Source organism: Ferrovum sp. PN-J185, from assembly GCF_001581925.1.
Taxonomy (GTDB): Bacteria; Pseudomonadota; Gammaproteobacteria; order Burkholderiales; family Ferrovaceae; genus PN-J185.
In genome coordinates, this window is record NZ_LQZA01000001.1 from 753,433 (window position 1) to 779,659 (window position 26,227).

The 26,227-nt window shown below is 37.7% G+C and carries 27 protein-coding genes; 5 read left to right on the forward strand and 22 right to left on the reverse strand.

The window, feature by feature from the left end; translation table 11 throughout:
- From panB to FV185_RS03715, 17 genes are all read right to left on the reverse strand, one after another.
- On the reverse strand, window positions 1-795 hold the full coding sequence (gene panB / locus FV185_RS03635; RefSeq protein ID WP_067493628.1) for a 3-methyl-2-oxobutanoate hydroxymethyltransferase: 795 nt from the start codon (window positions 793-795) through the stop codon (window positions 1-3).
- A gap of 8 nt (window positions 796-803) precedes the next feature.
- Window positions 804-2,930, reverse strand: a complete 2,127-nt coding sequence (locus FV185_RS03640) for a xanthine dehydrogenase family protein molybdopterin-binding subunit (RefSeq protein ID WP_067493630.1) — start codon at window positions 2,928-2,930, stop codon at window positions 804-806.
- A gap of 21 nt (window positions 2,931-2,951) precedes the next feature.
- Window positions 2,952-3,827 (reverse strand): NAD(P)-dependent oxidoreductase, encoded by an 876-nt coding sequence (locus tag FV185_RS03645; RefSeq protein WP_067493632.1) that lies wholly within the window; start codon window positions 3,825-3,827, stop codon window positions 2,952-2,954.
- A 16-nt stretch (window positions 3,828-3,843) separates the two neighbouring features.
- Entirely contained in the window at window positions 3,844-4,398 is a 555-nt protein-coding gene (locus FV185_RS03650; RefSeq protein WP_067493634.1) for a YceI family protein, read from the reverse strand.
- Window positions 4,399-4,412: 14 nt separating this feature from the next.
- Window positions 4,413-4,937 (reverse strand): cytochrome b, encoded by a 525-nt coding sequence (locus FV185_RS03655; protein WP_067493637.1) that lies wholly within the window; start codon window positions 4,935-4,937, stop codon window positions 4,413-4,415.
- Window positions 4,938-4,988: 51 nt separating this feature from the next.
- On the reverse strand, window positions 4,989-5,753 hold the full coding sequence (locus FV185_RS03660; protein ID WP_067493639.1) for a TatD family hydrolase: 765 nt from the start codon (window positions 5,751-5,753) through the stop codon (window positions 4,989-4,991).
- A 17-nt stretch (window positions 5,754-5,770) separates the two neighbouring features.
- Complete coding sequence (locus FV185_RS03665) at window positions 5,771-6,769, reverse strand: AAA family ATPase (RefSeq protein WP_067493642.1); 999 nt, start codon at window positions 6,767-6,769, stop codon at window positions 5,771-5,773.
- On the reverse strand, window positions 6,769-7,386 hold the full coding sequence (tmk, locus tag FV185_RS03670) for a dTMP kinase (RefSeq protein ID WP_067493644.1): 618 nt from the start codon (window positions 7,384-7,386) through the stop codon (window positions 6,769-6,771). The genes FV185_RS03665 and tmk overlap by 1 nt, the downstream gene beginning before the upstream one ends.
- Before the next feature lie 9 nt (window positions 7,387-7,395).
- Complete coding sequence (gene mltG / locus FV185_RS03675; protein WP_067493646.1) at window positions 7,396-8,385, reverse strand: endolytic transglycosylase MltG; 990 nt, start codon at window positions 8,383-8,385, stop codon at window positions 7,396-7,398.
- 17 nt (window positions 8,386-8,402) lie between these two features.
- Window positions 8,403-9,644: a beta-ketoacyl-ACP synthase II gene (gene fabF / locus FV185_RS03680; protein WP_067493648.1), complete on the reverse strand. Its 1,242-nt coding sequence runs from the start codon at window positions 9,642-9,644 to the stop codon at window positions 8,403-8,405.
- Between the two features lie 70 nt (window positions 9,645-9,714).
- The gene (acpP, locus tag FV185_RS03685; RefSeq protein WP_067493650.1) at window positions 9,715-9,954 is read right to left on the reverse strand and encodes an acyl carrier protein; all 240 of its coding nucleotides are present in this window, start codon (window positions 9,952-9,954) and stop codon (window positions 9,715-9,717) included.
- A gap of 79 nt (window positions 9,955-10,033) precedes the next feature.
- Entirely contained in the window at window positions 10,034-10,777 is a 744-nt protein-coding gene (fabG, locus tag FV185_RS09645; RefSeq protein ID WP_067493651.1) for a 3-oxoacyl-ACP reductase FabG, read from the reverse strand.
- Window positions 10,778-11,707 carry an ACP S-malonyltransferase gene (fabD, locus tag FV185_RS09650; RefSeq protein ID WP_067493654.1) on the reverse strand — a complete coding sequence of 310 codons (930 nt, stop codon included), beginning with the start codon at window positions 11,705-11,707 and terminating at the stop codon, window positions 10,778-10,780.
- 13 nt (window positions 11,708-11,720) lie between these two features.
- Window positions 11,721-12,683, reverse strand: a complete 963-nt coding sequence (locus FV185_RS03700; protein ID WP_067493656.1) for a beta-ketoacyl-ACP synthase III — start codon at window positions 12,681-12,683, stop codon at window positions 11,721-11,723.
- A 5-nt stretch (window positions 12,684-12,688) separates the two neighbouring features.
- Window positions 12,689-13,702 (reverse strand): phosphate acyltransferase PlsX, encoded by a 1,014-nt coding sequence (gene plsX / locus FV185_RS03705; RefSeq protein ID WP_067493658.1) that lies wholly within the window; start codon window positions 13,700-13,702, stop codon window positions 12,689-12,691.
- 25 nt (window positions 13,703-13,727) lie between these two features.
- Window positions 13,728-13,907: a 50S ribosomal protein L32 gene (rpmF, locus tag FV185_RS03710; RefSeq protein ID WP_067493660.1), complete on the reverse strand. Its 180-nt coding sequence runs from the start codon at window positions 13,905-13,907 to the stop codon at window positions 13,728-13,730.
- A 23-nt stretch (window positions 13,908-13,930) separates the two neighbouring features.
- Window positions 13,931-14,425 (reverse strand): YceD family protein, encoded by a 495-nt coding sequence (locus FV185_RS03715; RefSeq protein WP_067493661.1) that lies wholly within the window; start codon window positions 14,423-14,425, stop codon window positions 13,931-13,933.
- Between the two features lie 78 nt (window positions 14,426-14,503).
- On the opposite strand from FV185_RS03715, the gene FV185_RS03720 reads away from it, so the two are divergent.
- Window positions 14,504-15,079, forward strand: a complete 576-nt coding sequence (locus FV185_RS03720) for a Maf family protein (protein ID WP_067493663.1) — start codon at window positions 14,504-14,506, stop codon at window positions 15,077-15,079.
- On the opposite strand, the gene FV185_RS09780 is transcribed toward FV185_RS03720, so the two are convergent.
- Entirely contained in the window at window positions 15,080-15,205 is a 126-nt protein-coding gene (locus FV185_RS09780) for a hypothetical protein (protein WP_269446642.1), read from the reverse strand.
- A gap of 201 nt (window positions 15,206-15,406) precedes the next feature.
- Here FV185_RS09780 and FV185_RS03725 point away from each other — a divergent pair, with 201 nt between their 5' ends.
- From FV185_RS03725 to FV185_RS03735, 3 genes are read left to right on the forward strand one after another with little or no spacing between them, the layout of a single operon-like run.
- Window positions 15,407-16,123, forward strand: coding sequence for an SAM-dependent methyltransferase (locus tag FV185_RS03725; RefSeq protein ID WP_067493665.1), 717 nt, complete (start codon window positions 15,407-15,409; stop codon window positions 16,121-16,123).
- 33 nt (window positions 16,124-16,156) lie between these two features.
- Window positions 16,157-19,312, forward strand: coding sequence for an efflux RND transporter permease subunit (locus FV185_RS03730; RefSeq protein WP_082787011.1), 3,156 nt, complete (start codon window positions 16,157-16,159; stop codon window positions 19,310-19,312).
- A 10-nt stretch (window positions 19,313-19,322) separates the two neighbouring features.
- Window positions 19,323-20,489: an efflux RND transporter periplasmic adaptor subunit gene (locus tag FV185_RS03735; protein ID WP_197457739.1), complete on the forward strand. Its 1,167-nt coding sequence runs from the start codon at window positions 19,323-19,325 to the stop codon at window positions 20,487-20,489.
- Here FV185_RS03735 and FV185_RS03740 read toward each other — a convergent pair.
- Together FV185_RS03740 and FV185_RS03745 are read right to left on the reverse strand one after the other, a co-directional pair.
- Entirely contained in the window at window positions 20,473-21,126 is a 654-nt protein-coding gene (locus tag FV185_RS03740) for an HAD-IA family hydrolase (protein ID WP_067493669.1), read from the reverse strand. The two genes, FV185_RS03735 and FV185_RS03740, sit on opposite strands and share 17 nt — an antisense overlap.
- Window positions 21,126-22,076 (reverse strand): RluA family pseudouridine synthase, encoded by a 951-nt coding sequence (locus tag FV185_RS03745; protein ID WP_067493671.1) that lies wholly within the window; start codon window positions 22,074-22,076, stop codon window positions 21,126-21,128. The genes FV185_RS03740 and FV185_RS03745 overlap by 1 nt, the downstream gene beginning before the upstream one ends.
- Before the next feature lie 364 nt (window positions 22,077-22,440).
- On the opposite strand from FV185_RS03745, the gene FV185_RS03750 reads away from it, so the two are divergent.
- Window positions 22,441-25,023 (forward strand): Rne/Rng family ribonuclease, encoded by a 2,583-nt coding sequence (locus tag FV185_RS03750; protein ID WP_067493673.1) that lies wholly within the window; start codon window positions 22,441-22,443, stop codon window positions 25,021-25,023.
- Between the two features lie 70 nt (window positions 25,024-25,093).
- Here the strand turns inward: FV185_RS03750 and FV185_RS03755 are convergent, their stop codons facing one another.
- Both FV185_RS03755 and lexA read right to left on the reverse strand, forming a co-directional pair.
- Window positions 25,094-25,588, reverse strand: coding sequence for a hypothetical protein (locus FV185_RS03755; protein WP_156474166.1), 495 nt, complete (start codon window positions 25,586-25,588; stop codon window positions 25,094-25,096).
- An 11-nt stretch (window positions 25,589-25,599) separates the two neighbouring features.
- The gene (gene lexA, locus FV185_RS03760) at window positions 25,600-26,205 is read right to left on the reverse strand and encodes a transcriptional repressor LexA (RefSeq protein ID WP_067493677.1); all 606 of its coding nucleotides are present in this window, start codon (window positions 26,203-26,205) and stop codon (window positions 25,600-25,602) included.
- Window positions 26,206-26,227 lie beyond the last annotated feature (22 nt).

The window sequence follows — 26,227 nt, forward strand, 5'->3', positions numbered from 1 at the left end:
TTAGTTATAACAATGCTCGAGAGCAGGAAATTGGGAAGATTTTACTTCATTAACATATAGTTTTACCGCCTCTTCAATCGAGCCTGTTTCTTTGATGAAGGCTTTTACAAAACGTGGTGGAATATAAGCACCAAGCCCCAGCATGTCATAAATAACTAAAACCTGTCCACTACATTGTGGACTTGCGCCAATACCAATCGTGGGAATTGACACGTGTTCACATAATTGATTGGCTAAAGAGTATGGAACAGCTTCAATAAGTAAAAGTGACGCCCCCGCTTCTTCTAGTAACTTTGCAGAGTGAAGGATATATTGAGCTTCTTTCTCGGCGCGGCCTTGAACTTTAAAGCCACCAACTTGGTTTACAGATTGTGGCGTGAGGCCAATATGGGCGCAAACAGGAATACCACGTTTTACTAAAAATTGAACGGTATCACACATTTCCATACCGCCTTCAATTTTTACCATTTGTGCGCCTGCTTGTATCAATTTTACTGCATTTTTAAATGTCTCTTGTGGAGAAACTTGCGAGCTCCCAAATGGCATATCAGACAAAATAAAGGCATTTTTTGAGCCACGACAGACACATTGAGTATGATAAACAATATCATCAAGTGTAACAGGCACGGGTGAGTCGTGTCCTTGTACAACCATACCTAAGGAATCACCAATTAAAATAGCATCTATACCTTGCTGTTCTAGGACTCGTGCAAAACTTGAATCATAGCAAGTTAACATGGCAATTTTTTCGCCTTTACTGGCCATGGAATATAAATCAAGTATGGTCTTTCTCATGGGCTATATCAGACCTTGATTACAGGAAGTTGATAAATACGTTGTTTTGTAAGCACATACAGAGCATTGCACAAGGCAGGAGCAATCGGTGGGGTACCAGGTTCACCTACTCCACCTGGATTATCTTGGGTGTCAATTAAAAATACCTCAACAGGTGGCACTTCATCCATTCTTGCAACTGGATAGTTATTGAAATTGATGACTTGAGGATGACCGTTTTGGAAAGTTACCTCACCATACAATGCTGCAGAAAGTCCAAAAATCATTGCCCCTTCAAGTTGTGCTTTAACATTGTCTGGATTTACAACAGTACCCACATCTGCAGCAATAACAACTTTATGTAATTTGGGTTTGTTGTCAACAAGCGATAATTCGACCATTTGTGCTACCACACTACCAAAAGACTCGACAATTGCAACGCCACGAGCATGACCTGTAGCAAGAGTGCTGCTCCAGTTTGATTTATCTTGTAATAGCTTTAGTACAGCGTAATGTTTGGGAGTATGTTTTAAATGTTTAAGACGAAATTCAAGTGGGTCAGTTTTTGCTTGATAGGCAAGTTCATCTATAAAACATTCACTGAAAAATGAATTTTGTGAATGACCTACCGAGCGCCAAAACCAGGTTCTGACACCTGAATGCAAATCTGCCCACTTTACATTGAAATTAGGAATGAGGTATGGAATATCATGCAAGCCTTCAACAGAGGTTTGATCAACTCCCTCTTTAATTAATGCTTTTTCAAAGCCAGTTCCCTCGGCAATAGAATCGGTTGCAGTGATTGCTTTTATTTCTGAAATCATGCCATTGTTATCAATACTTCCTTGCAGCTGACATAAGGCTGTAGGACGATAATAGTATTGAGTTAAATCATCAGTTCGATCATAGACCACTTTAACAGGGGTTAAAATTTGTTTTGAAAGCTGTACCGCTTCCATTACAAAATCAGGAGCAAAGCGTCGTCCAAATCCACCACCTAAATATTGTGTATAGATATTTACTTTTTTAGTTGGTATACCAGTTAATTCACTAATCATTTGTTGATTAGGTCCCTGTGCTTGCGTCCCAACCCATACTTCAACCTGATCATGCTGTACCCAGGCAGTGCAATTAAGTGGTTCCATTGGAGCATGGGCTAGAAAGGGAGCAAAATAGGTGGATTGAATAGTACTTGCATGAGTGGTGGCGGAAGCGCTGGACTTATTAACTGCTGTTTTGGCTAAAGCAGGTGTGGCTATCAGATGTTTCATTTTATCCAATAGATCGGCCGAATTAAGTGCTGTATCAACAGGATTATCCCACTCAACTTCAACGCTCTTACGTGCTTGCATTGCAATCCACGTATTATCAGCAAGAACCGCAACACCCTCACAAGTTGGGGAGTTAACTTTTAGAACATAGTGTACGCCATTAATTTTTTTTGCTTTTTCAGCGTTAAAAGTCTTAACTTTGGCACCAGGATGAGGGCCTCTAATGATGGCTGCTACTAACATACCCGGCAGTTGAATATCCATACCAAAGCGCGCTCTACCAGTAGACTTAGCTAAATTATCTACCCGTGGAATGGATTGGCCTATTAATTTAAATTGCTCTGGTTTTTTTAATATGACTTTGGTTGGCGCTGGTAAAAGACTGGCCTCATGAGCTAGACCACCAAAATTGGTACGATGTAATCCTGAATGGACAATACCATTACTGATATGTACAGAATCAATAGACACTTTCCATTTGTTCGCTGCGGCTTGACGTAACATTTCACGTGCTGCAGCACCGGCTTGACGCAACGGCATCCACATCGCCCTAACCGATGTGGATCCTCCAGTAGCTTGTGTGTGAAACCATGGATGTGCATAAATCGGATCAGCGGGTGCAAATTCGACTCTAATATTTGTCCAATCAGCATCCATTTCTTCTGCTAACAGCATAGGTAAAGACGTGTTAACCCCTTGCCCCATTTCGGACTTATCAATCAAAATCGTAACCAGTCCATTAGGCTCGATTTTTACCCAAGGATTAGGTGTGAAAATATCGGTTTTAGTATCTGCAAAAGTGCTACGGTTTAAACCAACTGCAAACCCACCGGTTGCTAGAGCGATGACTTTAAAAAAATCTCGTCGTGTAATAGAGACCGTCATAATTTCACACCTTAATAATTGTTATTTGTTAGCTGATAAACGTTTAATTAAACTGGATGTGTCCCATCTTCCACCACCTAATTGTTGCACATCAGCGTAAAACTGGTCTATCAATGCAGTTAGAGGCAGTGTTGCACCATTTTTTCGAGCTTCGTCTAAAACCAAGTTTAAGTCTTTACGCATCCAATCAACCGCAAAACCAAAATCAAATTTATCTTGCAACATGGTTTTACCACGGTTTTCCATTTGCCAAGATTGCGCTGCACCTTTAGAAATAACATCAAGAACTAAGTTACCATCAAGTCCTGCTTGTTGAGAAAAATGTAATGCTTCAGATAATCCCTGAACAATACCGGCGATACAAATTTGGTTAACCATTTTGGTTAATTGTCCCATCCCGTTTGTTCCCATCAAGGTGACTGCTTTAGCAAAGCATTGCATTACTGGTTGAGCTCTATTAAATTCAGCTTGCTCACCACCACACATTACTGTGAGCTGGCCTTTTTCTGCACCAACTTGTCCACCTGATACAGGCGCATCAATAAAGGCAGACTGTTGCTTTTTGCATACTATACTAATTTCACGAGCGATTTCCGCCGAAGCTGTTGTATGGTCAATTAAAACTGATCCTGGCTGGAGCCCAGCAAGAATGCCCTCTTCCCCATAAACAACGCTTCTAATATCCTGATCGTTACCAACACACATCATGACAAATTCTGACTGACGTGCAGCGTCTTTAGGGGTATGTGCAATTTTTCCTTGAGGATATTGTGTAAGCCAGTTTTCTGCACGTTTAGCGGAGCGGTTGTATACAGTTACTTCATGACCCTGCTGTAATAAATGGCCAGCCATGGGATAACCCATCACACCGAGTCCAATAAATGAAACCTTACTCATAACAATAATTACCTTATTAGTTAGTAAAAACCATGTGAAACTGAACGGTTACTGCATCTGCCACAGTATCGGGATCAGCCCATACTCCTTGTCCAATTTGAAATAGACCACGTGATAAAACAAATTGTCCTTCTGCAACATACTGTGCTCCCTGACGGGTTAACACAAGTGGTATTTTAATGGTTTTTTTAATGTTTTTGATAGATAAAACACCTTCTACTTGATAATGTTGCTGGTCAATTTTAACAATATTAGAAGAAGTGAATTCCGCATTAGGGAATGCTGCTACATTAAACCAATTTTTCCCCTTTGCTTCATCTTCAGTTTCTTCTGAAGCAAAATCTACACTAGCTAAGGCGACAACAAGACGAGCGTGACTTAATTTGGGATTACTATCATCGAAATGAATATCACCGTTAAATGATTTGAATTCTCCCTGAACAGGTGCTCCTTCCTCTTTAACTGTAAATTGTAATTTACTTTGTTTGGGGATAATTCCTGCAAAGGAATAAGTTGAATAAACACTTAAGATTGTACCAATAATAACTAAATATAGTCTGTATTTTTTCATGATTCTGTTTATCCTTAAAATTTCATTCTAGATAAAATATTCACGCGATCTTGTATTTGATGTTTGAGCGCACCTAAGACGTGTAAAGCCACTAAAGATACTAATATCCAATTAAGGGTTTCATGAAGTTCCTTAAGTATGTTTGATAGTTCTTTATTTTTTGTTACTAAATCTGGTAAGTGAATAAGATTCAAATACACTACAGACACACCTGCTGCTGAGCTGTGTAACCATCCTGTTAAAGGAATCAATAGAAGTAATAGATAAATAAGTCCATGTACGATATGTGACAACTTTTTTTCCCAAGCTTTAAATTGATTAGGTAATTCTGGTGGTTGGTGAGTAACACGCCAAATTAATCGAATAATAAATAACCCTAGCACACTTATACCAATCCATTTATGGTAAGCGTAGAGTTTAAGTTTTAATGGTGACAATTCTAGGTCTGACATATAAAGACCAAGTGGAAAGGCACATAATATCAAGAGTGCAATAAGCCAATGTAAGCTGATGGCTGTTTTGGTATATTTTTGGATCATAGTAAATCCTTATGTTGGTTATTAGTACGTGTACGAACTAAATTGTACCAATTATCCTAATTTAAATAAAGTCCGGAAGTTTGTGGATGTTTGATGGGCTACTTCTTCTGTACTTATACCCTTTAATAAGGCAATTTCTTCGGCAACTTTAACAACATAAGCGGGTTGATTGGTTTGCCCACGATAGGGAGTGGGTGCTAAATAAGGTGAGTCCGTTTCAATCAGTAAACGATCAAGAGGAAGAGCTTTTACTGTCTCTTTAAGTTCTTTTGCGTTTTTAAATGTCACTATTCCAGAAATGGATATATAAAAGTTTTCATCAATGGCAGCATGAGCCACATCTAGTGATTCAGTAAAACAATGCATAACACCGCCAACATCGCGCGCTTTTTCTTCCTTCATTATCCTTAGGGTGTCAGATGCAGCTTGTCTTGTGTGGATGATTAACGGTTTATTGGATTGGCGTGCAGCATTGATATGAACTCTAAAGCGGTCACGTTGCCACTCTAAATCTCCTTGAAGACGAAAATAATCAAGGCCTGTTTCACCCATACCAATCACTTTGGGATGTTTGGCAAGCTCGGTAAGACGTTCCACAGTAGGTTCTTCTATATCCTCGTAATCCGGATGAACGCCAACTGTGGCATACCAATTATCATTTAACTCAGCCACCGCTAATACATCGTTTACAGTTTCTAAATTAACAGAAATACATAAAGCACAATTAACTTGCGCCGCTAACATAGCTGACTGTATTTGATGAATATTGTTATACAGCTCCGAAAAGTTTAAATGACAATGTGAGTCAATATACATAGTTAACAATAAAAGAATTAATAAAGATAACGATTAATCGGTAACCAAGGTATCAGTAGATCCTCAATAAACAACTTAGCTACCAAGGGATGGAACTGATATTTTTTAGCGTTTTTTAATTGATGTTCCCAATGTAACAAATCAAATAAAATTAAATTATCTAAGGGTTTACTTTTAAACTCTGCATCCTTATGAAACCATTTTTTTTGCGTAAAATGCTGTGCTAGTAAATCAATACACCACTTATGAGTCCAATCGAGCCAATACTCAATAGGGATTTTTTGAGCAAGTTCAGATAATTCTAGTAATTCTACCTGCGTTTTATTTAATAAAGTTAGATACGGTTTTCGTAATTCCTCTGTACCCTGATCAATAGCCCTTGTTAATGATAAAGGTGTGCCATATACAGACAAAAGATAATCTGCTTCATGTTGTGGAATATGTAAGTAATCATATGCATCTTGAGCATTTGGCTGATTTAATTGCAGCTTTTGACAACGACTTAAAATGGTTGGAAGAATTTTTTTTATATCATTGGCCACTAATATAAATAACATATTGTTTGGAGGCTCTTCTAAGGCTTTTAAGAGTGCATTAGCAGCGTTAATATTTAAAGCGTCCGCTTGTTCAATAAATATGATTTTATAACCTTGGCGTTGCGCTCCTATAGTTAAAAAAGAACTCAGTTCTCGGACTGCATCAATAGTAATGTAATGAGTTTTTTTTTCTTTATTTTTTTCTTCGAGTGTTTTTTCTTCACTTTCTTCAGTACTGCTTTTATCTACGCTCAGTGTGATTAAGTCAGGATGCTGTTTTTGAGCCAACCAATGACATGATTGGCAAGAACCGCAAGGTAGATTATCTGATAGCGGTGCGTCACATAAAAGTAATTGAATAAGCGTATGAGCAAAATTAACCTTACCAATACCTTGAGGACCATAAATGAGTAAAGATTGGGGGAAATTATCTTTTTTACTCATTAACTGGGTAAAGTGATGGCTATGCCATGGTAGCATTATACTAGTCGCTCATTGAGTATATTGATAACAGTTGATTTTAAATCGCTTAAATTTGCAGCAGAATCAATTATTACAATTCTATCTGGATTTTGTTGTGCTCTTTCTAAGTAAGCGTCTCGTACGCGGTCAAAAAAAAGCCGTTGTTCCTGTTCAAATCTATCTGGTTGGGGCGTTGACTGAGCCACTCGTTGTTGCGCTAAGGCAGGATCAATATCAAATAATAAGGTTAAATCAGGTGATCTTACTTCAACCCAAGCGGCTAATGTTCTAAGTGTTTCCCTCGCGACCCCTCTTCCGCCACCTTGATAAGCAAAACTAGCGTCAGTAAAGCGATCACTTAGTACCCATTTACCTTGATTTAAAGCGGGTTCAATGACAGTTTTAATGTGCTCATTACGTGCTGCAAACATGAGTAACGTTTCACTCATGATATCCATTTTTTCATGCAGTACCATCTCTCTGAGTTTTTCTCCAAAAGGTGTTCCTCCTGGCTCACGTGTACAGACTACTTCTATGCCTTGATTTGTGATCCATTGAGAAATCTCTTTGATATGTGTACTTTTGCCAGCACCATCAATCCCTTCGAGAGTAATAAAACGTGATTTTTTTCTCATATTAACTAATTAGTGAGATTTATGAATTTGATACTGTATGACGGCTTGATTATGTTCTGCAAGAGTTTTAGAAAAATAATGCGTGCCATCACCTTTGCTGACAAAATATAGATCTGTATTACTTTCTGGATGTAATACTGCATTTATCGCAGTTAGACTAGGATAAGCGATAGGAGTGGGTGGTAAGCCATTACGTGTATACGTATTATAAGGATTATCAACCGTCAGATCATGATGATGTAGTCTACCTGAATAATGGCTTCCTAAACCAAAAATTACCGTTGGGTCGGTCTGTAATCTCATGCCAATTTTTAATCTATTTAGGAATACGGCAGCAATTTTAGGCTGTTCTGCTATACTTGCCGTCTCCTTTTCCACAAGAGAGGCTAGTATAAGAGCTTGATAAGGAGAAGTAAGGGCTGTATTTGTGGATCTTGTTAACCATAACTTATTAAGATGAGCGTCCATATTATTTTTTGCTCGTTTGAGTATTTTTAAATCGCTATCTCCTCGATTAAAAAAGTATGTGTCAGGATAAAACACCCCCTCTAGCGAGTTCTCCTCTAGATTCAACTGTTTTTTTATTTCAGGTAGCGTTAGATGATCTAGTTGATGAGACAAATTCGGATTATGATCTAGTTCTAAGTTTAATTGATTGAAATTCATTCCATCAATAATCTTAACCTCATAATCAATTGCATCTCCACGTGAAATTTTAGTCAGTAATTGAAATGCAGAAATTCCTTCTTTAAACTCATAGCTTCCAGCTTTTATACGCGTTTGAAATCCGAGTAATTTACCTATAAAAACAAAAGTATAGGGTTCCCAAATGATTTTTTTCTTGGTTAAGTCTTTAGCTATCCCTTTTAAACTCTGGCCAGATTTGAGTTCATAGATTGCATTATCAGAAGAAATAGACAGTGGAAATTGATAGAAGAGACCAAGCCAAATAAATAAAGGAAGAGTCAATAAAACGATCAAACGTAGTAGTCTAGTCATGATCGTTTTATTGTAAATTATTTAAATCGTTGAAATATTAGTGTACCGTTTGTGCCACCAAAACCAAAGGAATTAGATAAAACAGTATTAACTGTCATTTCTCTTGCAGTATGAGGAACATAGTCTAGATCACACTCAGGACTTGGATTATCTAAATTAATGGTAGGAGGAACAACATTGTGATGAATTGCCAATACTGAGAACACTGCCTCGATACCACCTGCAGCACCTAATAAGTGCCCCGTCATACTTTTGGTTGAACTAATTGCTACTTTGTTAGCATGTTCACCAAAGGCACGTTTAACGGCAGTGGTTTCACCTAAATCGCCTAACGGAGTAGATGTCCCATGGGCATTGATATAATCCACTTGGTCAGGATTGATCTTTGCATTTTTCATGGCATTGATCATACTACGTCTGGCACCATCTCCATCTTCAGGTGGTGCAGTAATGTGATGGGCATCTGCGCTCATGCCATAACCCGTTAACTCACAATATATTTTTGCACCACGTGCTTTGGCATGTTCTAATTCCTCTAAAACGAGAACACCAGCCCCCTCACCCATAATAAAACCATCACGGTCCTTATCCCATGGGCGACTTGCTTTTGTGGGCTCATCATTTCGAGTACTGAGCGCTCTTGCTGCGCAAAAACCACCGATTCCTAAATCATTAATTGCAGATTCAGCACCGCCAGCAATCATCACATCGGCGTCACCATACTCAATGATACGTGCAGCATCACCAATACTATGGTTACCTGTCGTACATGCTGTGACTAATGATAAGTTAGGTCCCTTCAATCCATACATAATAGAAAGGTTACCTGAAATCATATTTATAATGCTGCCGGGAATAAAGAATGGAGAAATTTTTCTTACTCCACCATCTAAGTAGGCGTTATGCGTCTCAGTAATCATGGGTAAACCGCCAATCCCTGAACCAATACATACACCTTGCCTTTCTGCATCGTCTGGATGTTCTGATAAACCCGCATCTTGAATGGCTTGAATAGCAGCGATTAAACCAAAGTGAATAAACGTATCCATACGTCTCACTTCTTTGGGATTAAGATACTGGTTAACGTCTAAATTATGCACCTCTCCAGCAATTTGACATGGCATTTGAGATGCATCAAATTTACTGATAGTTCTAATACCAGAGCGACCTGCAGTTAAATTACTCCAAGCCTCACTAACTGTGTTACCAACTGGGGAGACGATTCCAAGACCGGTTACAACGACTCGACGACGCGTCATATTAGGTTATTCCTCAATACAAACGGGCAGAACGAATGCTCTGCCCGAATTATAAATATCAACTACTTTATTACGCCTTTAAATGGCTATTAACATAATCAATAGCCTGCTGTACAGTAGTGATTTTTTCTGCTTCTTCGTCAGGAATTTCACATTCAAATTCCTCTTCTAAAGCCATAACGAGTTCAACGGTATCAAGCGAGTCAGCACCTAAATCATCTACAAAAGAAGAACTATTTTGGATGTCTTCCTCCTTGACGCCCAATTGTTCGGAAACGATTTTTTTGACTCGCTGTTCAATATTTGACATGGGTTCTATCCTTTTTTTCTAGGGTGTAACAAAAAACAACATTATTTTATCAGAACATATTCAATCTAGCACAGCCAATTTAATCCATGGCCATTCCACCATTTACGTGGATTGTTGCGCCGGTTATGTAATCTGCTTGATGAGAAGCTAAAAAAGCCACTGTATAGGCGATATCTTCAGGTTTACCAAGCCGTCCGAGGGGAATAGCAGATAACAGGGCCTTTTGTTGTGTTTCATCTAATACTTTGGTCATGTCAGTATCAATAAATCCAGGTGCAACACAATTGACCGTAATGCCTCTGCTTCCCAACTCTCTCGCAAGTGATTTAGTCATACCAATTAAACCCGCCTTTGCAGCAGCATAATTAGCTTGTCCTGGATTACCAGTGGTTCCAACAACAGAGCCAATGTTAATAATCCTACCAAAGCGAGCTTTCATCATGTCACGCATAACCGCTCTGGATAGCTTGAAGGTGGCAGTTAAATTGGTATCAATCACATCTTGCCAATCCTCATCACGCATACGCATAGATAACATATCTTTGGTTATACCTGCGTTGTTAACAAGAATCGTTATTGGACCGAAACGTTCTTTTATTTGTTCTACTATATTCAGAATCGCTTGATCATCTCTAACATCAAGCACCATTCCACATCCTTGTAATGCATTATCATTCAGTAGTTGGGTGATTTGTTCTGCACCAGTTTCACGTGTGGCTGTTCCAATTACGCTAACCCCTTGTTTGGCTAACGCCAGCATAATTGCTTGACCTATACCTCTACTAGCACCAGTAATTAAGGCAATGTGTTGTGTTTGGGTCATTTATTCTACTCCATCTAGAGTTTGTTTCATCGCAGCGTAGTCATTAAAGGCTATTCCAGTTAAGTTAGCGTCTATGCGTTTCACAAGAGGGGCTAACACTTTACCGGGGCCACATTCGTAAACGGTTGAAATACCGTAAGGAATAAATGATTTTATACAATCAACCCAGCGTACGGGAGAATACATCTGTGTTTTAAGTGCATACTTGATTTCATCGATACTGTTACTTGGTTTTGCATTGACATTGTGTATTAATGGAATAATAGGGACAGAAAGGCTAATTGCATCTAATGCTTCAGCCAGTTTATCAGCTGCATCTTTGAGCAAAGAACAATGTGAAGGAACGCTCATTGGAAGAATAACAGCCCTTTTCGCTCCTTTTTCTTTGGCAATAACAACCGCACGTTCTATGGCACTTTTGTGTCCAGCAATAACTACTTGTCCCGGTGAGTTAAAGTTAGCGGGTTCTAATACCTCTTCTTCTTTGGCTAAAAGGCAAATTTCATGGATAACTGCATCGTCCACACCTAAGATGGCGGCCATACCACCTACACCCGCTGGTACAGCATCCTGCATTGCTTCTGCCCTTACTTGTGTTACTGTCAAAGCATCTTTAAAACTGATGGCCTCACCGACTACTAAAGCTGTAAATTCGCCAAGGCTATGTCCAGCAATTACCTTGGGTTTCGTCCCGCCTAAAGCCAGCCATGTACGATAGGCTGCGACCCCTGCGGTAAGCATTAAAGGTTGTGTATTAACTGTTTGTGCTAGTAATTCATCTGGACCATTAGTGACTAAATTCCATAAATCTTTTTTTAGTATATCGCTGGCTTCGTCAAAGGTATCTTTAGCAACAGTTAGGTCACTGTAACCATTCATCATTCCAATAGATTGTGAACCTTGACCGGGAAATACAAACGCAAAACTCATAATTTTGATACTCCTATAAGCGTATTAGCGCAGATCCCCAGGTGAACCCTCCACCCACGCCAACTAATAAACATGTTTGTCCCTTTTGAACTTTTCCAGTACGAATACCTTCGTCCAAAGCTAGAGGAATTGATGCTGCTGAAGTATTACCATGCTGAGGAACAGTAACAATCACTTTTGACATGGGTAATTTCAATTTTTCAGCTGTTGCCTCAATAATTCTTATATTGGCTTGATGAGGTATTAGCCAGTCAATCTGGTCTATAGTCATGTTATTGGCGAGTAATGCTTCTTGAGAAACTTGAGCCAAAACTTTTACAGCAAATTTAAAAACAGCACCACCATCCATTATTACGGTTGGATTGCCAATGGCAGTCCCATTCATCACTTGTCCTGGTACGCATAACATAGACGCATATTTACCATCAGAATGAAGATGAGTTGAGTAGATACCTGGTTCTGCGCTGCCAGATAATACGACTGCTCCAGCACCATCACCAAATAAAACACAGGTATTTCTATCTTGCCAATTGAGTAAATTAGTAAACGTTTCAGCGCCAACAACTAATGCATTTTTTGCTTGTCCGTTTTTAATAAATTGATCTGCAATTGATATGGCATAAACAAAACCAGTACATACTGCTTGAATATCAAATGCAGCACCTTGGGTTACGCCAAGTTTGTGTTGTAGCAAACAGGCAGTACTTGGAAAAACCATATCTGGTGTTGTGGTTGCAACAATGATCAGATCAATGTCATTAGCTGATATCTCAGCATGTTGCAGAGCTTTTTTTGCAGCATGAAATGCCAAATCACTGGTGGTTTCATGAGAGCCGTGAATATGTCTACTTTGAATTCCCGTGCGGGTTCTGATCCATTCATCGCTAGTATCCACTCTTTTTTCTAGATCTGAATTGGATAGTATGGTTTCAGGAAGGTAACTACCTACCCCAATAATTTTAGAATATTTATTCATTGAACTTATTCAGTGATATTAATTTTTGCTATTGTTGATTCTATACGACTAACCACATTATTTCTGTATTCAGATATGGCATATTGTATAGCATGTCTAAAGGCATACGAGTCAGCACCACCATGGCTTTTGATTACAAGACCTTTGAGACCCAATAAACTGGCACCGTTATATTGTCTATGATCCACTTTTTTTCTGAAACTTTTTAATACAGGCATAGCAACCAATGCAGCTATTTTTGTAAATAGATTTTTTTTGAATTCATTTTTAATCATCTGGCTTAGCATCCAAGCTAAACCTTCTGAAGTTTTTAAAACAATGTTACCGACAAACCCATCACATACAACTACGTTTACTGTACCTCGGTAGATATCGTCACCTTCAACATTGCCATAAAAATTAATAGGTGAAGAGGCCAACAGTTGTGAAGCTTGTTTGATTACTTCACCACCTTTTATTGCTTCATGCCCAATATTTAACAAACCAACTGTTGGCTTGTCTATACCATCTATTGCTGCACAAAGGGTCGATCCCATAATACCAAATTGCTGTAAATGTTCGGCACCACAATCCACGTTAGCGCCTAGGTCTAATACGTATACATGGCCATTTATTGCAGGCATTTTAGTAGCAATAGCAGGACGTTCAATACCTGGCATCATCTTTAAAACAAAGCGAGCGGTTGCCATAAGGGCACCAGTATTTCCGGCACTAACACAGGCATGCGCAACCCCATCTTTGACAAGATTAATAGCAACACGCATAGAAGAGTCTTTTTTCTTTTTTAAAGCTAATGCCGGAGGCTCATCCATGCTTACAACCTCTGAAGCATGCTGAACAGTTAAGCGGGGACTTGAATGAAAGCGTAATTGCTTAAGTTTGTTAAGAATAACATCCCGATCTCCAACCAAAATTAGATTAACATCAGGATCAATATCCAAAAGCTCCAATGCAGCAGGGACGGTAACTTCAACACCAACGTCCCCACCCATTGCATCAACTGCAACCGTAACGGTCATAAATCAATCAATTAGGACTGATAAATTATTGATTTTTAGTTTTAACAACTTTTTTACCGCGATAAAACCCATTAGGGCTGATATGGTGACGCAAATGAACCTCACCAGTTGTAGGCTCAGTAGCAAGTGATGGACTGGTTAAAAAATCATGAGCACGGTGCATACCACGCTTTGATGGTGATTTTTTATTCTGTTGAACGGCCATAATTAAAACTCCTAAAAAATAAACTAACTTTTCAAGTTTTTTAAAACCTGAAAAGGACTAGCTTTGTTAGCACTATCTAAATTTAAATCAGAACGATGACACTGTTCCGAATCATGTACAGATGTTATTGGCAAAGCCAGCAACACCTCTTCTTCAACCAAATGTATTAAAGACATTGATTGTGGAGTAACAATTACATCCTCACCCTCAATCTCGTCTTCCACTTCCGGAAGATTACTTTCATCTTTAACTAATATTAACCTTGTTTTAGAAGAAACATTTGATTGCAAACCGCCCAAGCATCGCTGACAAACCAAATCCAATTGGGCATTAACAGCAACCTCTATTACAGGCATATTGTTTTCGTTAACAAAACCTTTTACCGTATAATCTACAACACCACTGTTGCTGTAGAGATACTCTGCGAGACCAAGCAAATCTTCAGGCAAGCAACTACCTCTATGCTCTTGTTTAAGCGAGGTAAAACGTAAAGGATCAAAAGTTAAATCAACAAACATAAGCCCTCCATTTTAGCCAAAGAATCCCATATTGTCAAAGGCTTAGGTAACTATTTTAGAGATATTTAAAGGTAAATTATGAACGTAATTCTTGCATCCTCTTCGCAGTATCGACGTCAACTATTAGAGCGGTTGCAAATATCGTTTACCACGCTTTCTCCTGAAATTGATGAAACACCCAGAAAAAATGAATCACCACAAATGATTGCTCAACGTCTTTCGATAGAAAAAGCATTAAGTATTGCTAAGTTGAATCCATCTGCAATTGTTATTGGATCGGATCAATGTGCTGATCTAAACGGACATATTGTTAACAAACCCCTAACCTATGATAAGGCTATGGAACAATTAAGAAACGCGAGTAATCATGAAATGATTTTTTATACAGGCTTGTCAGTTGTCCACATTGACAATAATCGACAATATAATTGTGTTGTTGAAACGCGCGTGAAATATAAAAAACTTACTGAACAAATAATTAGTAGTTATTTAAATAAGGATAAGCCATTTGACTGTGCCGGGAGTGGAAAAATTGAGTCACTTGGTATCGCACTAGTTGAATGGGTTAAAAGTGATGATCCAAGCGCTCTTATTGGCTTACCATTAATTAAAACCGCGGAATACTTGCAGTTATGTGGTTATCCTCTGTTTTAATTATTTTTTCACTTCTGTGGTTGTTGTGCTAGTTTGATCAGAATCATCCTCATCACTACGTTTACCTGTCATTGCGACAAAAATGATTGCACTGATAAAAACAATTGCTGTAAGAGTTTCTAACATATTGGTACCTCCTCCAAGTTGACGAATGTTTTTATTATTGTTTTTTGATTGTTACATAAATGGTTAGAAAAAATAAGTAAAAAACTTATATTTATTACAAGTTTTTCTTATGATTTGTAGTTGAGTTAAAGGGAAAAAATTGGTGCGGCGCAATACAGCTTTATTGATTTAAATTAATTAATAGATATCTATCTGAATAAAATGGAAAAAAAAGCTCAACTATACTTAATACCCGTACCCATTACTGAAGAAGAAATGATATGTACGCATACAATAACCACACTAAGTAAACTTAACCATATTAATTTTTTTGTTGTAGAAAACGCTAAAGTTGCAAGAAAGCATCTCAAACACTTTGCAATTGAAAGACCTCTTTCTACTCTAGTAATCAATGAAATTAACGCTGAAACTGAAAACCGTGTGCTAGAAGAGTTGTTAAAACCCATTGAAAAGGATAACCAATCAATTGCGCTGATGTCTGATGCAGGCTGCCCTGCTATTGCTGACCCTGGTGCTAAATTAGTAGCCATAGCACATAAAAAAGGAATCGAGGTAGTACCCCTAATCGGTCCTTCTTCTATACTTTTAGCATTGATGGCAAGCGGGTTAAATGGTCAACGTTTTTCCTTCAATGGATACTTAGCTATTAAGGAAATTGAACGTATTCAGCAGATTAAAAGCCTAGAAAAACGATCGAAACAAAATAATGAAACTCAAATTTGTATTGAAACACCCTACCGCAACCAGCAATTATTTGTAGCATTAATTAATCATCTACAACAGGATACGTTACTTACAGTAGCATTAGATTTAACAGCTGAAAATCAATTCATAAAAACCAAAACGGTAAGGGAATGGCGTCAAGATGAGAAAGTTCTTGAAAAAAAACCAGCTATTTATCTATTTCTATCTCAATGATAAGATAGTAAGGTTTCTAATTAGATGTGAATTATGTGGATAGTTAGACTTGCGTTAAGACGCCCCTACACGTTTATTGTACTTGCAATCCTAATTGTATTTTTAGGTACAACGTCAATAAAAAACACTCCAACAGATATCTTTCCCAATATAGATATACCTGTGGTCAGTGTGATATGGACATACAGCGGCTTGCCTCCTAAGCAAATGGAGAAATACATCACTACTTTTAGTGAGTATTCTCTTTCAGCCGGTGTCAATGACGTCCGCGCGATAGAGTCGCAAACATTAAATGGTGTCAACTCAATAAAGATCTTTTTTCAACCGAATGTCAAAATTGCAGAAGCAGTTGCACAGGTTGTTTCTATTTCACAAACTATTATTAGACGAATGCCTCAAGGAACTGTTCCGCCACTTATCTTAAGATATGAAGCGTCCAGTGTTCCTGTTTTACAACTTGCTTTATCAAGTAGTAAATTAAATGAATCACAACTGTATGACTTTGGTATTTATCGAGTTCGTACAGCAATTGCTCCTGTAAAAGGAACTCGTCTACCCCTACCCTATGGTGGTAAGCCCAGACAAATCCAAGTCGATTTAGACCCAGCAGCCATGATGGCAAAAGGGATTACTGCCAACGACATAAATAATACATTTACAAATCAAAACCTTAGTCTCCCTACTGGTGACGCTAAGATTGGTTCAACGGACTATGTGGTGGCGATGAACATGAACCCCAATAACATAGATTCCATGAATAATTTACCCATTAAAAAGGTTAACGGTAATTGGGTTTATGTAAGAGATGTAGCTCATGTTAGAGATGGTTTCGGGGTACAGACTAATATTGTTAGAACAAATGGGGAGCGAGGCGCACTTCTTACCATTTTAAAAACGGGTCAAGCTTCTACATTAGATGTAGTCAATGGTATTAAAGAGCTCATTCCTGGTTTAAAAAAACAATATCCCGATATTCATATAGAAGAGCTATTTGATCAATCCATTTTTGTAAAAGCAGCTATAAAAGGCGTATTGGTTGAAGGGTTGACTGCTGCATTATTAACAGCTGGGATGATTTTATTATTTTTAGGTAGTCTTCGCAGTACATTTATTGTAGTTATATCAATACCCTTATCAATTTTATCCTCATTGATTATCTTGTATCTTACCGGAGAAACGCTGAATATTATGACGCTTGGCGGCTTGGCGCTTGCGGTAGGAATATTAGTTGATGATGCAACAGTAGAAATTGAAAATATTCACCGTAACGCACAATTAGGGTTACCTATTGAAGAAACAATATTACTAGGTGCCTCTCAAATTTTTGTTCCTACTTTTGTTTCTACTCTGTCAATTTGCGTTGTATTTGTATCCGTGGTTTTCTTAAATGGCCCACCAAGATACCTATTTACTCCGTTAGCTCTAGCAGTGGTTTACGCTATGATGGCCTCATGGGTACTATCAAGAACGCTAGTTCCTGTTATGGTTAAGTATTTATTGCCAAACGAACTGCACGGACCGCATGGTTCAACCATCCATCAAATTTTTGAAAAAAACTTTGAGGCGTTTAGACAAAAATATATAGGAGTTCTTGAGTTATGTTTAAATCACAAGAAAAATGTTTTGGTAACAAGTGCTTTTATTGTTACTTGTACAGTTATTCTACTGCCCTTTATTGGTAGAGATTTTTTTCCAGTTGTTGATGCTGGACAAATTCGTATGCATGTCAATGCACCAGCAGGATTGAGGCTTGAAGAGACAGAGCAGGTCTATGCTAATGTTGAGAGAAAAATTAAAGAAATAATTTCTCCTCATGATTTGAATTTAATTTTAGATAATATTGGTATCCCACAATCAGTCAATTTAGCGTTTACGGATACCCCTACTATCAGTTCTAATGATGGAGAGATCTTAATCTCTCTCAAATCGGACCATAAGACAGCTACTCCAGATTATGTGAGGACATTAAGACAAGAGCTACCTAGACTTTTTCCTGGTATTACTTTCTTTTTTCAGCCAGCAGACATTGTCAGTCAAATTTTAAACTTTGGTATACCCGCCCCAATAGATGTTCAAATTGCAGGGTTTAATCCAAAGATTCCAGCAATTGCTGATGATTTACAACGACAGATTGCTTTAATACCTGGAGCTGTAGACGTACATCGTTTCCAAGTTAGTAACGCTCCACAGATTAACTTAGATGTTGATCGAAATCGTGCGGCTGATTTAGGGATGACGGAACACGATGTGGCTAACAATGTATTAATTGGGCTTAGTTCAAGTTCCACTATAAGTTACAATCTGTGGCCTGATCCTCGTTCTGGTGTTGGTTATCCTATAGCCATTCAAACGCCTCAAGCTAAAATTTCAACATTGAATCAGTTAATGGCTATTAATTTGCCTGGTAAAGGTAACGCGCAATATGAACCCTTGGCAAACGTAGCAACATTTAAACGTTCCCAATCTCCTTTAGTTGTAAGTCATTATGATATTCAACCTGTATTTGATATTTACGCTAATGTGGAGGATCAAGATTTAGGTAGTGTATCAAGTAAAATTTCAACAATTATTCAACAAATTTCTCCAACATTGCCACCAGGGACTCGTTTGGTTATGCGTGGTCAGGTGGAGAGTATGAGTCAATCCTATGTTCGACTAGGCATAGGTATTATTGTTGCTGCACTGGTTGTCTATTTTCTAATGGTGGTTAATTTTCAGTCATGGACTGACCCTTTTATTATTATTACAGCACTACCTGGCGCAATTTGCGGTGTTATTTGGATTTTGTATACCACGAATACCCCATTTAGTGTTCCAGCTTTAATGGGGGCAATTATGAGTCTTGGTGTGGCTACTGCAAATAGTATTCTTGTTGTGACATTTGCTAACGACCGATTACGCACTGGAATTACTCCATTCCAGGCTGCATTAGAGGCAGGATTTACTCGATTAAGACCGGTGGTTATGACAGCATCAGCTATGCTAATTGGTATGATTCCAATGGCTTTGGGACTAGGTGAAGGAGGTGAACAAAACGCACCTTTAGGACGTGCTGTGATAGGTGGTTTAATACTAGCTACTATTTCTACTCTAATTTTTGTACCTGTTGTATTTGCTTGGTTGAAATCACTAATGATCAAGCGTGGTTATCAGTTTAATGATGCAACTATGCATCATGAGGCAATTTAAGGACTATTTTATGGTTAATCATTTCTTAATTCGTTTATTTAATCGTCTTTTTAAAGCCAGTAAACCGATTTTAATAATTGCTAGTATTTTTCTAGTATTGATTGTTGTTGGTTTAGTCAATCGATTTGGTTTGTTGCATGCCGCCCCAAGACCTAAAGTGGCTCCTTCCCCCTCTGTGCTTGTGGCTGCTGCTAAGGAAGAAAATCCTCAGCAAGAAATGGTGTTACCAGGTACGCTGCAACCCTTAAGAGAAACAACAATTTATTCACAATCAACAGGTTATGTGACTAATTGGTTGGTAGATATTGGTGCTAAGGTAAAAGAAGGAGATTTGTTAGCCATCGTCGATAGTCCAGATGTTGATCAACAATTAGCCCATGCTAAAGCCACATTAGCCGCAGCCAAAGCCAACTTACAAATTGCTACAACTACATATAATCGTTACTTTCAACTGCTGGATAAGCAATATGTATCAAAACAACTGGTTGACGAACAACTTGCTACAAAATTAGCCAGGGAGGCGGAGGTTAGTGCTGATCTAGCTGATGTCAAACGTTTGGAAGAGTTACAAGCATTTGAAAGAGTGCGTGCGCCATTTTCTGGAATAATTACATTCAGAAATGTGGAAAAAGGACAGCTGGTTTCTCCGGTGACTTCAAATAGTAATGGCTGGCTGTTTAAACTATCGGCTACTGATCCTTTAAGGCTTTTTATAACCGTACCGCAAAACCAAGCATCATTTATCCACGATGGTGCTGATGTCAAAATTAGCTTGCCTGAGCAACCTAATAAGAGTTTTATAGGAAAAATTGTACGCAATGCTGGCGCTCTTGATGAAGCATCCAAAACCTTGCTTACAGAAATTCAAGTACCTAACGCAAATCATGAGTTACCTACAGGAGGATATGTTGAAGCGCATATCGAGGTACATATAGATCATCCTGCCCTGTTAGTGAGTTCCAGTGCTTTAATAGTTAACGCTAAAGGTCAACAGTTGGCAGTTGTAGATAAGTCTCAACATATTCATTTGATACCAGTTAAAGTGGGGAATGACTTTGGCACCCAACTTGAAATCGTATCTGGCATACATCAGGGAGACTTAGTAGTACAAAATCCATCGGATTCAGTTTTTGATGGTGCGAGTGTCATACCCGTAATGGCTAATAATAGTCATTAAACCAAAGGGATAAGTCTTTTATGGATTTTGCCATAAAAAGATGAGGTTCTGTGTTAAGCAGTAGCTCTGAGTGAGCACCATAGGACACGGCTACAGCATGGGTTTTTGCATGGCGAGCCATTGCTAAATCATGGGTAGTGTCACCAATCATGAGTGTTTCATGGGGATAAACCCCCACTCTATCCATGAGATACTCAAGCATTTCTGGATGAGGTTTGGCACGAGACTCATCGGCGCATCTGGAGATAGCAAACACTCCTTCAAGTTGGTTGTGTTTTATTGACCTATCTAAACCTTGCCTTGGTTTACCCGTGGCTACTGCAAGAATTTTATTATTTAGATTGAGTTGATCTAATAACTCCCTAACACCTGAAAACAAGGTTAGTTTGGATTCGTTTGGTAGATAATGAGAGCGGAAAATCTCTATAAAGTTAGGTAATTGATGCTTACTAAGATCAGGGACGATATGATTAATCGACTCCATTAATCCCATACCTATAACAAATTTAGCCTGCTCGTCAGTTGGTATAGGTAATGATAGATCCTTACAAGTTTGTTGTATGCTTGAGGCAATTAAATACGTTGAATCCAATAGGGTTCCATCCCAATCGAAAACTATAAGTTTAATATTCTTCATTAAGATAATACGGTAAGTTGCTGTAAAAATTGAGTTAATTCTTTTGGCAGTGGTGCATCAAGTGTTACTTTTTCATTGGTAATAGGGTGAATAAACTCCAGTAAAGCCGCATGAAGAAATAAACGTTTTAAAGAAAAACGTTGATGCATTTCTCTATTCCATGAGAAATCACCATATTTATCATCCCCTGCTAACGGATGGCCAATGTGAGATAAGTGAACACGTATTTGGTGAGTTCTACCGGTTATAAGATTAACTTTTAATAAACTACCCTCATTATAATGCGAAATAGTTTCAATCTTAGTAATAGCTTGCTGCCCATCTTTGTTAACCTTAACTTGTCGCTCGCCATGGCTATTTTCAGTTTTAAGAAGTGCTAACTTTATAGTTTGTTGGTTTTTTGTGAAGCCTTTTACAAAAGTTATATACTTTTTTGTTATTTTTCCTGCGCGAATAATCTCATGCATCTTTGTTAAAAAAGATCGTTTTTTAGCTATTATTAATAAACCTGAGGTATCTCTATCTAGGCGGTGCACTAACTCTAAGAATTTATAGTCAGGTTTATCTATACGTAATGACTCTATTAATCCCATACTAATACCACTACCACCATGTACGGCAAGACCTGAGGGCTTATCCACAACTAAAGTAAATTCGTCCTCATATACTATTGATATTTTAGATGAGATATTAGTTTTAATATTATGTTTATTAACTGTTTTTTCTTTTGATGATATAGGTGGAATACGAACTTGATCATTCAATTCAAGACGATAAGTTTGGTTAACTCTTTTTGAGTTTACGCGTACCTCACCGCTTCTAATAATTCTGTAGATATGACTTTTGGGAACGCCTTTTAGATAATTTAACAAAAAATTATCTACCCTCTGACCCTCTACTGACTCGTCAGCTATTTTGATTTCTACCGATTTTTTGCTTAAGGCGTGCATTTAACTTATAATACAACTTATTGTTATCAAACAGTCTTATGAAGATAGTTTGATTACTAAATAATTGGATGATTTCTAAAATAAAAAAAATGATAAGAACGTCATTATCATTGGTAAATCATTTGAATACAAATAAATTATTAAGGTTAATCTCACTCACCCATAAGTAGTGATTGGATTTAAAAGCGTGCAAGCAAAATTGAGAATTTAGTCCCTCGGTTGTTCGGGGGATAAAAAATAAAGACAATAATTCATGACATCATTTAATTTACTCACTTTACAGGGATACACAAGCTAACCAATAGAGTGGCTTGAGAGATTGTTTGGATATTGTCCTCCCCTTGCCTTGCGCGCGGGAGTTGATATGAAAAGAATGTTATTTAACGCTACCCATTCGGAAGAATTGAGGGTAGCAATTGTTGATGGTCAAAAACTGATCGATTTAGATATCGAACATGCTGGAAGAGAACAGCGCAAAAGTAATATCTATAAAGCAGTTATCACACGAATCGAGCCTTCCTTAGAAGCTGTATTTGTTGACTATGGTGCGGAACGCCATGGTTTTTTACCTTTCAAAGAAATTGCTCGTAGCTACTTACAAAATGAAGACGGTGATTTTTCAAGAAGTAAAATTGCTTCTTCACTTAAAGAAGGTCAAGAGTTAATAGTTCAAGTTGATAAAGATGAGCGTGGTAATAAAGGAGCTGCGCTAACATCTTATATTAGTCTTGCCGGACGTTACCTTGTATTAATGCCTAATAATCCCAAAGGTGGTGGGGTTTCAAGACGCGTTGAAGGTGATGAAAGAGCCGAGTTGAAGGATGTATTAAATCAATTAGACATCCCAGCGGGTATGTCATTAATTGCAAGAACTGCGGGTATTGGTAGATCTGTTGAAGAATTACAATGGGATTTGAACTACTTACTCCATTTATGGACTGCAATTGAGTCTGCTTCTAATTCGCAAAAGGGTGCTTTTTTGATTTATCAAGAGGGCAGTCTTGTAATCAGAGCCATAAGAGATCTTTTCCAGCCGGATATTGGCGAAATTTTGATAGATACTGAAAGTATTTATGAACAGGCTAAGCAGTTTATGGGGCATGTCATGCCCTCCAACGTAAATAAGGTCAAACTCTACAAAGATGATGTCCCTTTATTTTCAAGATTTCAAATAGAACATCAAATTGAAACTGCATATCGACGTGATGTAAATCTTCCTTCTGGAGGTGCTATTGTCATTGATCACACTGAAGCATTAGTTTCGATTGATGTTAACTCTGCCCGTTCAACTCGAGGTGGAGATATAGAGACCACTGCTTTTAATACAAATTTAGAAGCAGCTGATGAAATTGCAAGGCAGTTAAGATTACGAGATTTGGGCGGCTTAATTGTTATTGACTTCATTGATATGGAGAATACCCGTAATCAACGAGAAGTTGAAAACCGCCTCAGAGAAGCATTACGTTATGATCGTGCAAGAGTACAAACAGGTAAAATTTCACGTTTCGGGCTGTTGGAACTGTCAAGACAAAGGCTGCAACCGTCACTGGGTGAAAGTAGTCACACAACGTGTCCAAGATGTCATGGTACTGGCTTCATAAGAGATACGGAATCTTCTGCCTTGCACATTCTCCGTATCCTTCAAGAAGAAGCGATGAAGGATAATACTGCTATTATTCGCGCTCAAGTTCCAGTTGATGTTGCAACCTTTCTTTTAAATGAGAAACGTGCGGACGTGTACTCCATTGAATCCAGATTAAAAGTACATGTTGTTTTAATTCCAAATACACATTTAGAAACACCAAATTACAATGTGGTTAGAATTAGGCATGATGAAGCAAATCAAATGGATTTATCGGAACCAAGCTATCAGTTGGCAGAGGCTCCAGAGCCAGAACAAGATTCAAAACTAAACACACAAGCTAGTAACAAGGGTATTAGAACTGAGGCTGCTGTAAAAGGTGTGACACCAACACAACCTGCTCCCGCAGAAACAAAAGTGGAACCTAAAAATAACGAGGAGAAGAAAAGTTCATTCTTTGCAACAATCATTAGTTGGTTCAAAAAAGATAAAATTGAAGAACCTACCGAGCCAGTTAGAAAATTTTCAAAAGATAGACAGGGTGAATACCGTCAGAATGATCGACGTAGAAGAAATAATCGTAATAAATCAAATTATGATCGTAATGCTGTTAAAGAAGACGGAGAGATAAAAGACAATACAAACAAACCTCGTCGACCTACTCAGCAAGCAGAAAATGCGCCCGCTTTAAATAAACATCAACCCAACAGTAGAAGACGTCCAACACAAGTTGAGGATGAAGTGATTAGTTCAGTTGTGGAAATAAAACAAACTGAGGTTGAGAACAATACAACAGATGTAAAAGAAAATACAACTGCTAAACCAAGAAGAAATAGAAGAGGAAATAGAAGAGATAGACAGGGTAATAACAGGCGTTTTAATGGCGCGATTGCCCCTATGTTTGACCGTGGCGAAGAACAGGAGGCTATATCATTAGATGCTCAAAATGAGATTAGTCACGTAAATGAGTCGATATTGGTTAATGAAATAGAACAGCTCCCAAACGATTCTTTAGTTTCAGCAGTTAATACACCTACTATTTCTTCTGAAAAGTTAGATGTTGATTCTAAAGAGAAAGTAAATAGTGATATTAATAATGGTCAACTGAATGAACCTGTAATTAAAGAAACGCATATTATAGAATCTATTGATAAAAACAATTTAGATTTAAATGTGGGGACTAGGTCTTTTTCTATTAGTCCAGAATCAGGGCTTATATTAGTTGAGACCAAACCCAATACAGCAATAGATGTAACAACTATATCAACAACTGAAATACGTCGACCAATTAGGAAACCTAAACCAATAAATAATGATTCAATGGATAAAAACATCACTTTAATCCAAGTTGAAACAATAAAATAAGTGTTTACCAAACAAAAAAGCCCTCAATGATTAACAATGAGGGCTTTTCAGAATTAAAAAGTTAAATAAATTAAGCAGCTTTCATAAAACAATTATCTTGATTATCAACTGTATGATCATCTAATACAAATAATGGTTTGTTGTATGATGACGCAGTTTCTGTATAGAAGTAGTTATCATACTTTTTATCAAAAACCACAACTGCAATACAATTATTACTTTGAAGTGCTTGTTGTATAGCCCATTTTTTCGCCTCGTTGGATTTAATAGTAACCACTAAATGTTTGGTTAACTTAAATTGTTTGAGAAAATCATTTACTTTATTTTGTTGATTTTCTTTAACTACAAGAATCACCCAGTTTTTCTTGAGATTATTTTCAATACAAAGGTCTTGGAGAGCCATTTTTACTTGTAAATCACTTATTGAACCCGTTATTAATGGGGTTGTATGAGTTGAGTTTTTGTTGTCTAAAAAACAATCATCTATGTTTGGATTAAATAGAATATTAAATAATTTACTCAATATGTTTACTAAGGTATATGACATTGTAGTTATTGTGTACATGCTTGTTCCTTTTAAAATTGACCTTGTCTAATAATTCCTACAGCCAATCCTTCAATACTTAATGGCTGTTTTTTTAAATCTACTTGAATAATCTTAAAATCCTCATTTTCAGGAATCAGTTCAACAATATTATTATTTTGTTTAAAGCGTTTTACTGTAACTTCATCATCTAAACGAGCAACTACAATATCTCCATTTTTAACATTAGTCGTTTGTTTAACTGCTAATAGATCTTGATCTAAAATACCAATGTTCTTCATACTCATTCCACTAACTCTAAGCAAATAGTCAGCTTTTGGGGTAAACATGGAGGGATCTATTCGGTAATGATGCTCAATATTTTCTACTGCAAGTATGGGGTAACCAGCTGCCACTCTACCTACAAGAGGAATTCCTAAATTAATCTCTTTTATACGTATTCCTCTAGAAGAACCTGGAATAAGCTCTATGACCCCTTTTCTCGATAAAGCTTTAAGGTGATCTTCAGCTGCGTTGGGTGATTTAAAACCCATAGCATGAGATAATTCAGCACGTGTCGGAGGAACACCTGAGTTTTCAAGATATTGATATATCCAATCATATATTTGTTTTTGACGAACAGTAAGTTGCTTATTCATAGCGCCCTCCTTTTACTGTTAT

Bases quoted from the DNA above. Each gene is read 5' to 3' on its own strand.
- fabF (WP_067493648.1), bottom strand. From the start codon at position 9,644: ATGACGCGTCGTCGAGTCGTTGTAACCGGTCTTGGAATCGTCTCCCCA.
- FV185_RS03665 (WP_067493642.1), bottom strand. From the start codon at position 6,769: ATGCTACCATGGCATAGCCATCACTTTACCCAGTTAATGAGTAAAAAA.
- fabG (WP_067493651.1), bottom strand. From the start codon at position 10,777: ATGACCCAAACACAACACATTGCCTTAATTACTGGTGCTAGTAGAGGT.
- FV185_RS03715 (WP_067493661.1), bottom strand. From the start codon at position 14,425: ATGTTTGTTGATTTAACTTTTGATCCTTTACGTTTTACCTCGCTTAAA.
- panB (WP_067493628.1), bottom strand. From the start codon at position 795: ATGAGAAAGACCATACTTGATTTATATTCCATGGCCAGTAAAGGCGAA.
- FV185_RS03735 (WP_197457739.1), top strand. From the start codon at position 19,323: ATGGTTAATCATTTCTTAATTCGTTTATTTAATCGTCTTTTTAAAGCC.
- FV185_RS03700 (WP_067493656.1), bottom strand. From the start codon at position 12,683: ATGAATAAATATTCTAAAATTATTGGGGTAGGTAGTTACCTTCCTGAA.
- FV185_RS03740 (WP_067493669.1), bottom strand. From the start codon at position 21,126: ATGAAGAATATTAAACTTATAGTTTTCGATTGGGATGGAACCCTATTG.
- fabD (WP_067493654.1), bottom strand. From the start codon at position 11,707: ATGAGTTTTGCGTTTGTATTTCCCGGTCAAGGTTCACAATCTATTGGA.
- FV185_RS03645 (WP_067493632.1), bottom strand. From the start codon at position 3,827: ATGAGTAAGGTTTCATTTATTGGACTCGGTGTGATGGGTTATCCCATG.
- lexA (WP_067493677.1), bottom strand. From the start codon at position 26,205: ATGAATAAGCAACTTACTGTTCGTCAAAAACAAATATATGATTGGATA.
- FV185_RS03750 (WP_067493673.1), top strand. From the start codon at position 22,441: ATGAAAAGAATGTTATTTAACGCTACCCATTCGGAAGAATTGAGGGTA.
- mltG (WP_067493646.1), bottom strand. From the start codon at position 8,385: ATGACTAGACTACTACGTTTGATCGTTTTATTGACTCTTCCTTTATTT.
- FV185_RS03755 (WP_156474166.1), bottom strand. From the start codon at position 25,588: ATGTACACAATAACTACAATGTCATATACCTTAGTAAACATATTGAGT.
- FV185_RS03640 (WP_067493630.1), bottom strand. From the start codon at position 2,930: ATGACGGTCTCTATTACACGACGAGATTTTTTTAAAGTCATCGCTCTA.
- FV185_RS03660 (WP_067493639.1), bottom strand. From the start codon at position 5,753: ATGTATATTGACTCACATTGTCATTTAAACTTTTCGGAGCTGTATAAC.
- plsX (WP_067493658.1), bottom strand. From the start codon at position 13,702: ATGACCGTTACGGTTGCAGTTGATGCAATGGGTGGGGACGTTGGTGTT.
- acpP (WP_067493650.1), bottom strand. From the start codon at position 9,954: ATGTCAAATATTGAACAGCGAGTCAAAAAAATCGTTTCCGAACAATTG.
- FV185_RS03655 (WP_067493637.1), bottom strand. From the start codon at position 4,937: ATGATCCAAAAATATACCAAAACAGCCATCAGCTTACATTGGCTTATT.
- FV185_RS03650 (WP_067493634.1), bottom strand. From the start codon at position 4,398: ATGAAAAAATACAGACTATATTTAGTTATTATTGGTACAATCTTAAGT.
- FV185_RS03725 (WP_067493665.1), top strand. From the start codon at position 15,407: ATGGAAAAAAAAGCTCAACTATACTTAATACCCGTACCCATTACTGAA.
- FV185_RS03720 (WP_067493663.1), top strand. From the start codon at position 14,504: ATGAACGTAATTCTTGCATCCTCTTCGCAGTATCGACGTCAACTATTA.
- rpmF (WP_067493660.1), bottom strand. From the start codon at position 13,907: ATGGCCGTTCAACAGAATAAAAAATCACCATCAAAGCGTGGTATGCAC.
- tmk (WP_067493644.1), bottom strand. From the start codon at position 7,386: ATGAGAAAAAAATCACGTTTTATTACTCTCGAAGGGATTGATGGTGCT.
- FV185_RS03745 (WP_067493671.1), bottom strand. From the start codon at position 22,076: ATGCACGCCTTAAGCAAAAAATCGGTAGAAATCAAAATAGCTGACGAG.
- FV185_RS03730 (WP_082787011.1), top strand. From the start codon at position 16,157: ATGTGGATAGTTAGACTTGCGTTAAGACGCCCCTACACGTTTATTGTA.
- FV185_RS09780 (WP_269446642.1), bottom strand. From the start codon at position 15,205: ATGTTAGAAACTCTTACAGCAATTGTTTTTATCAGTGCAATCATTTTT.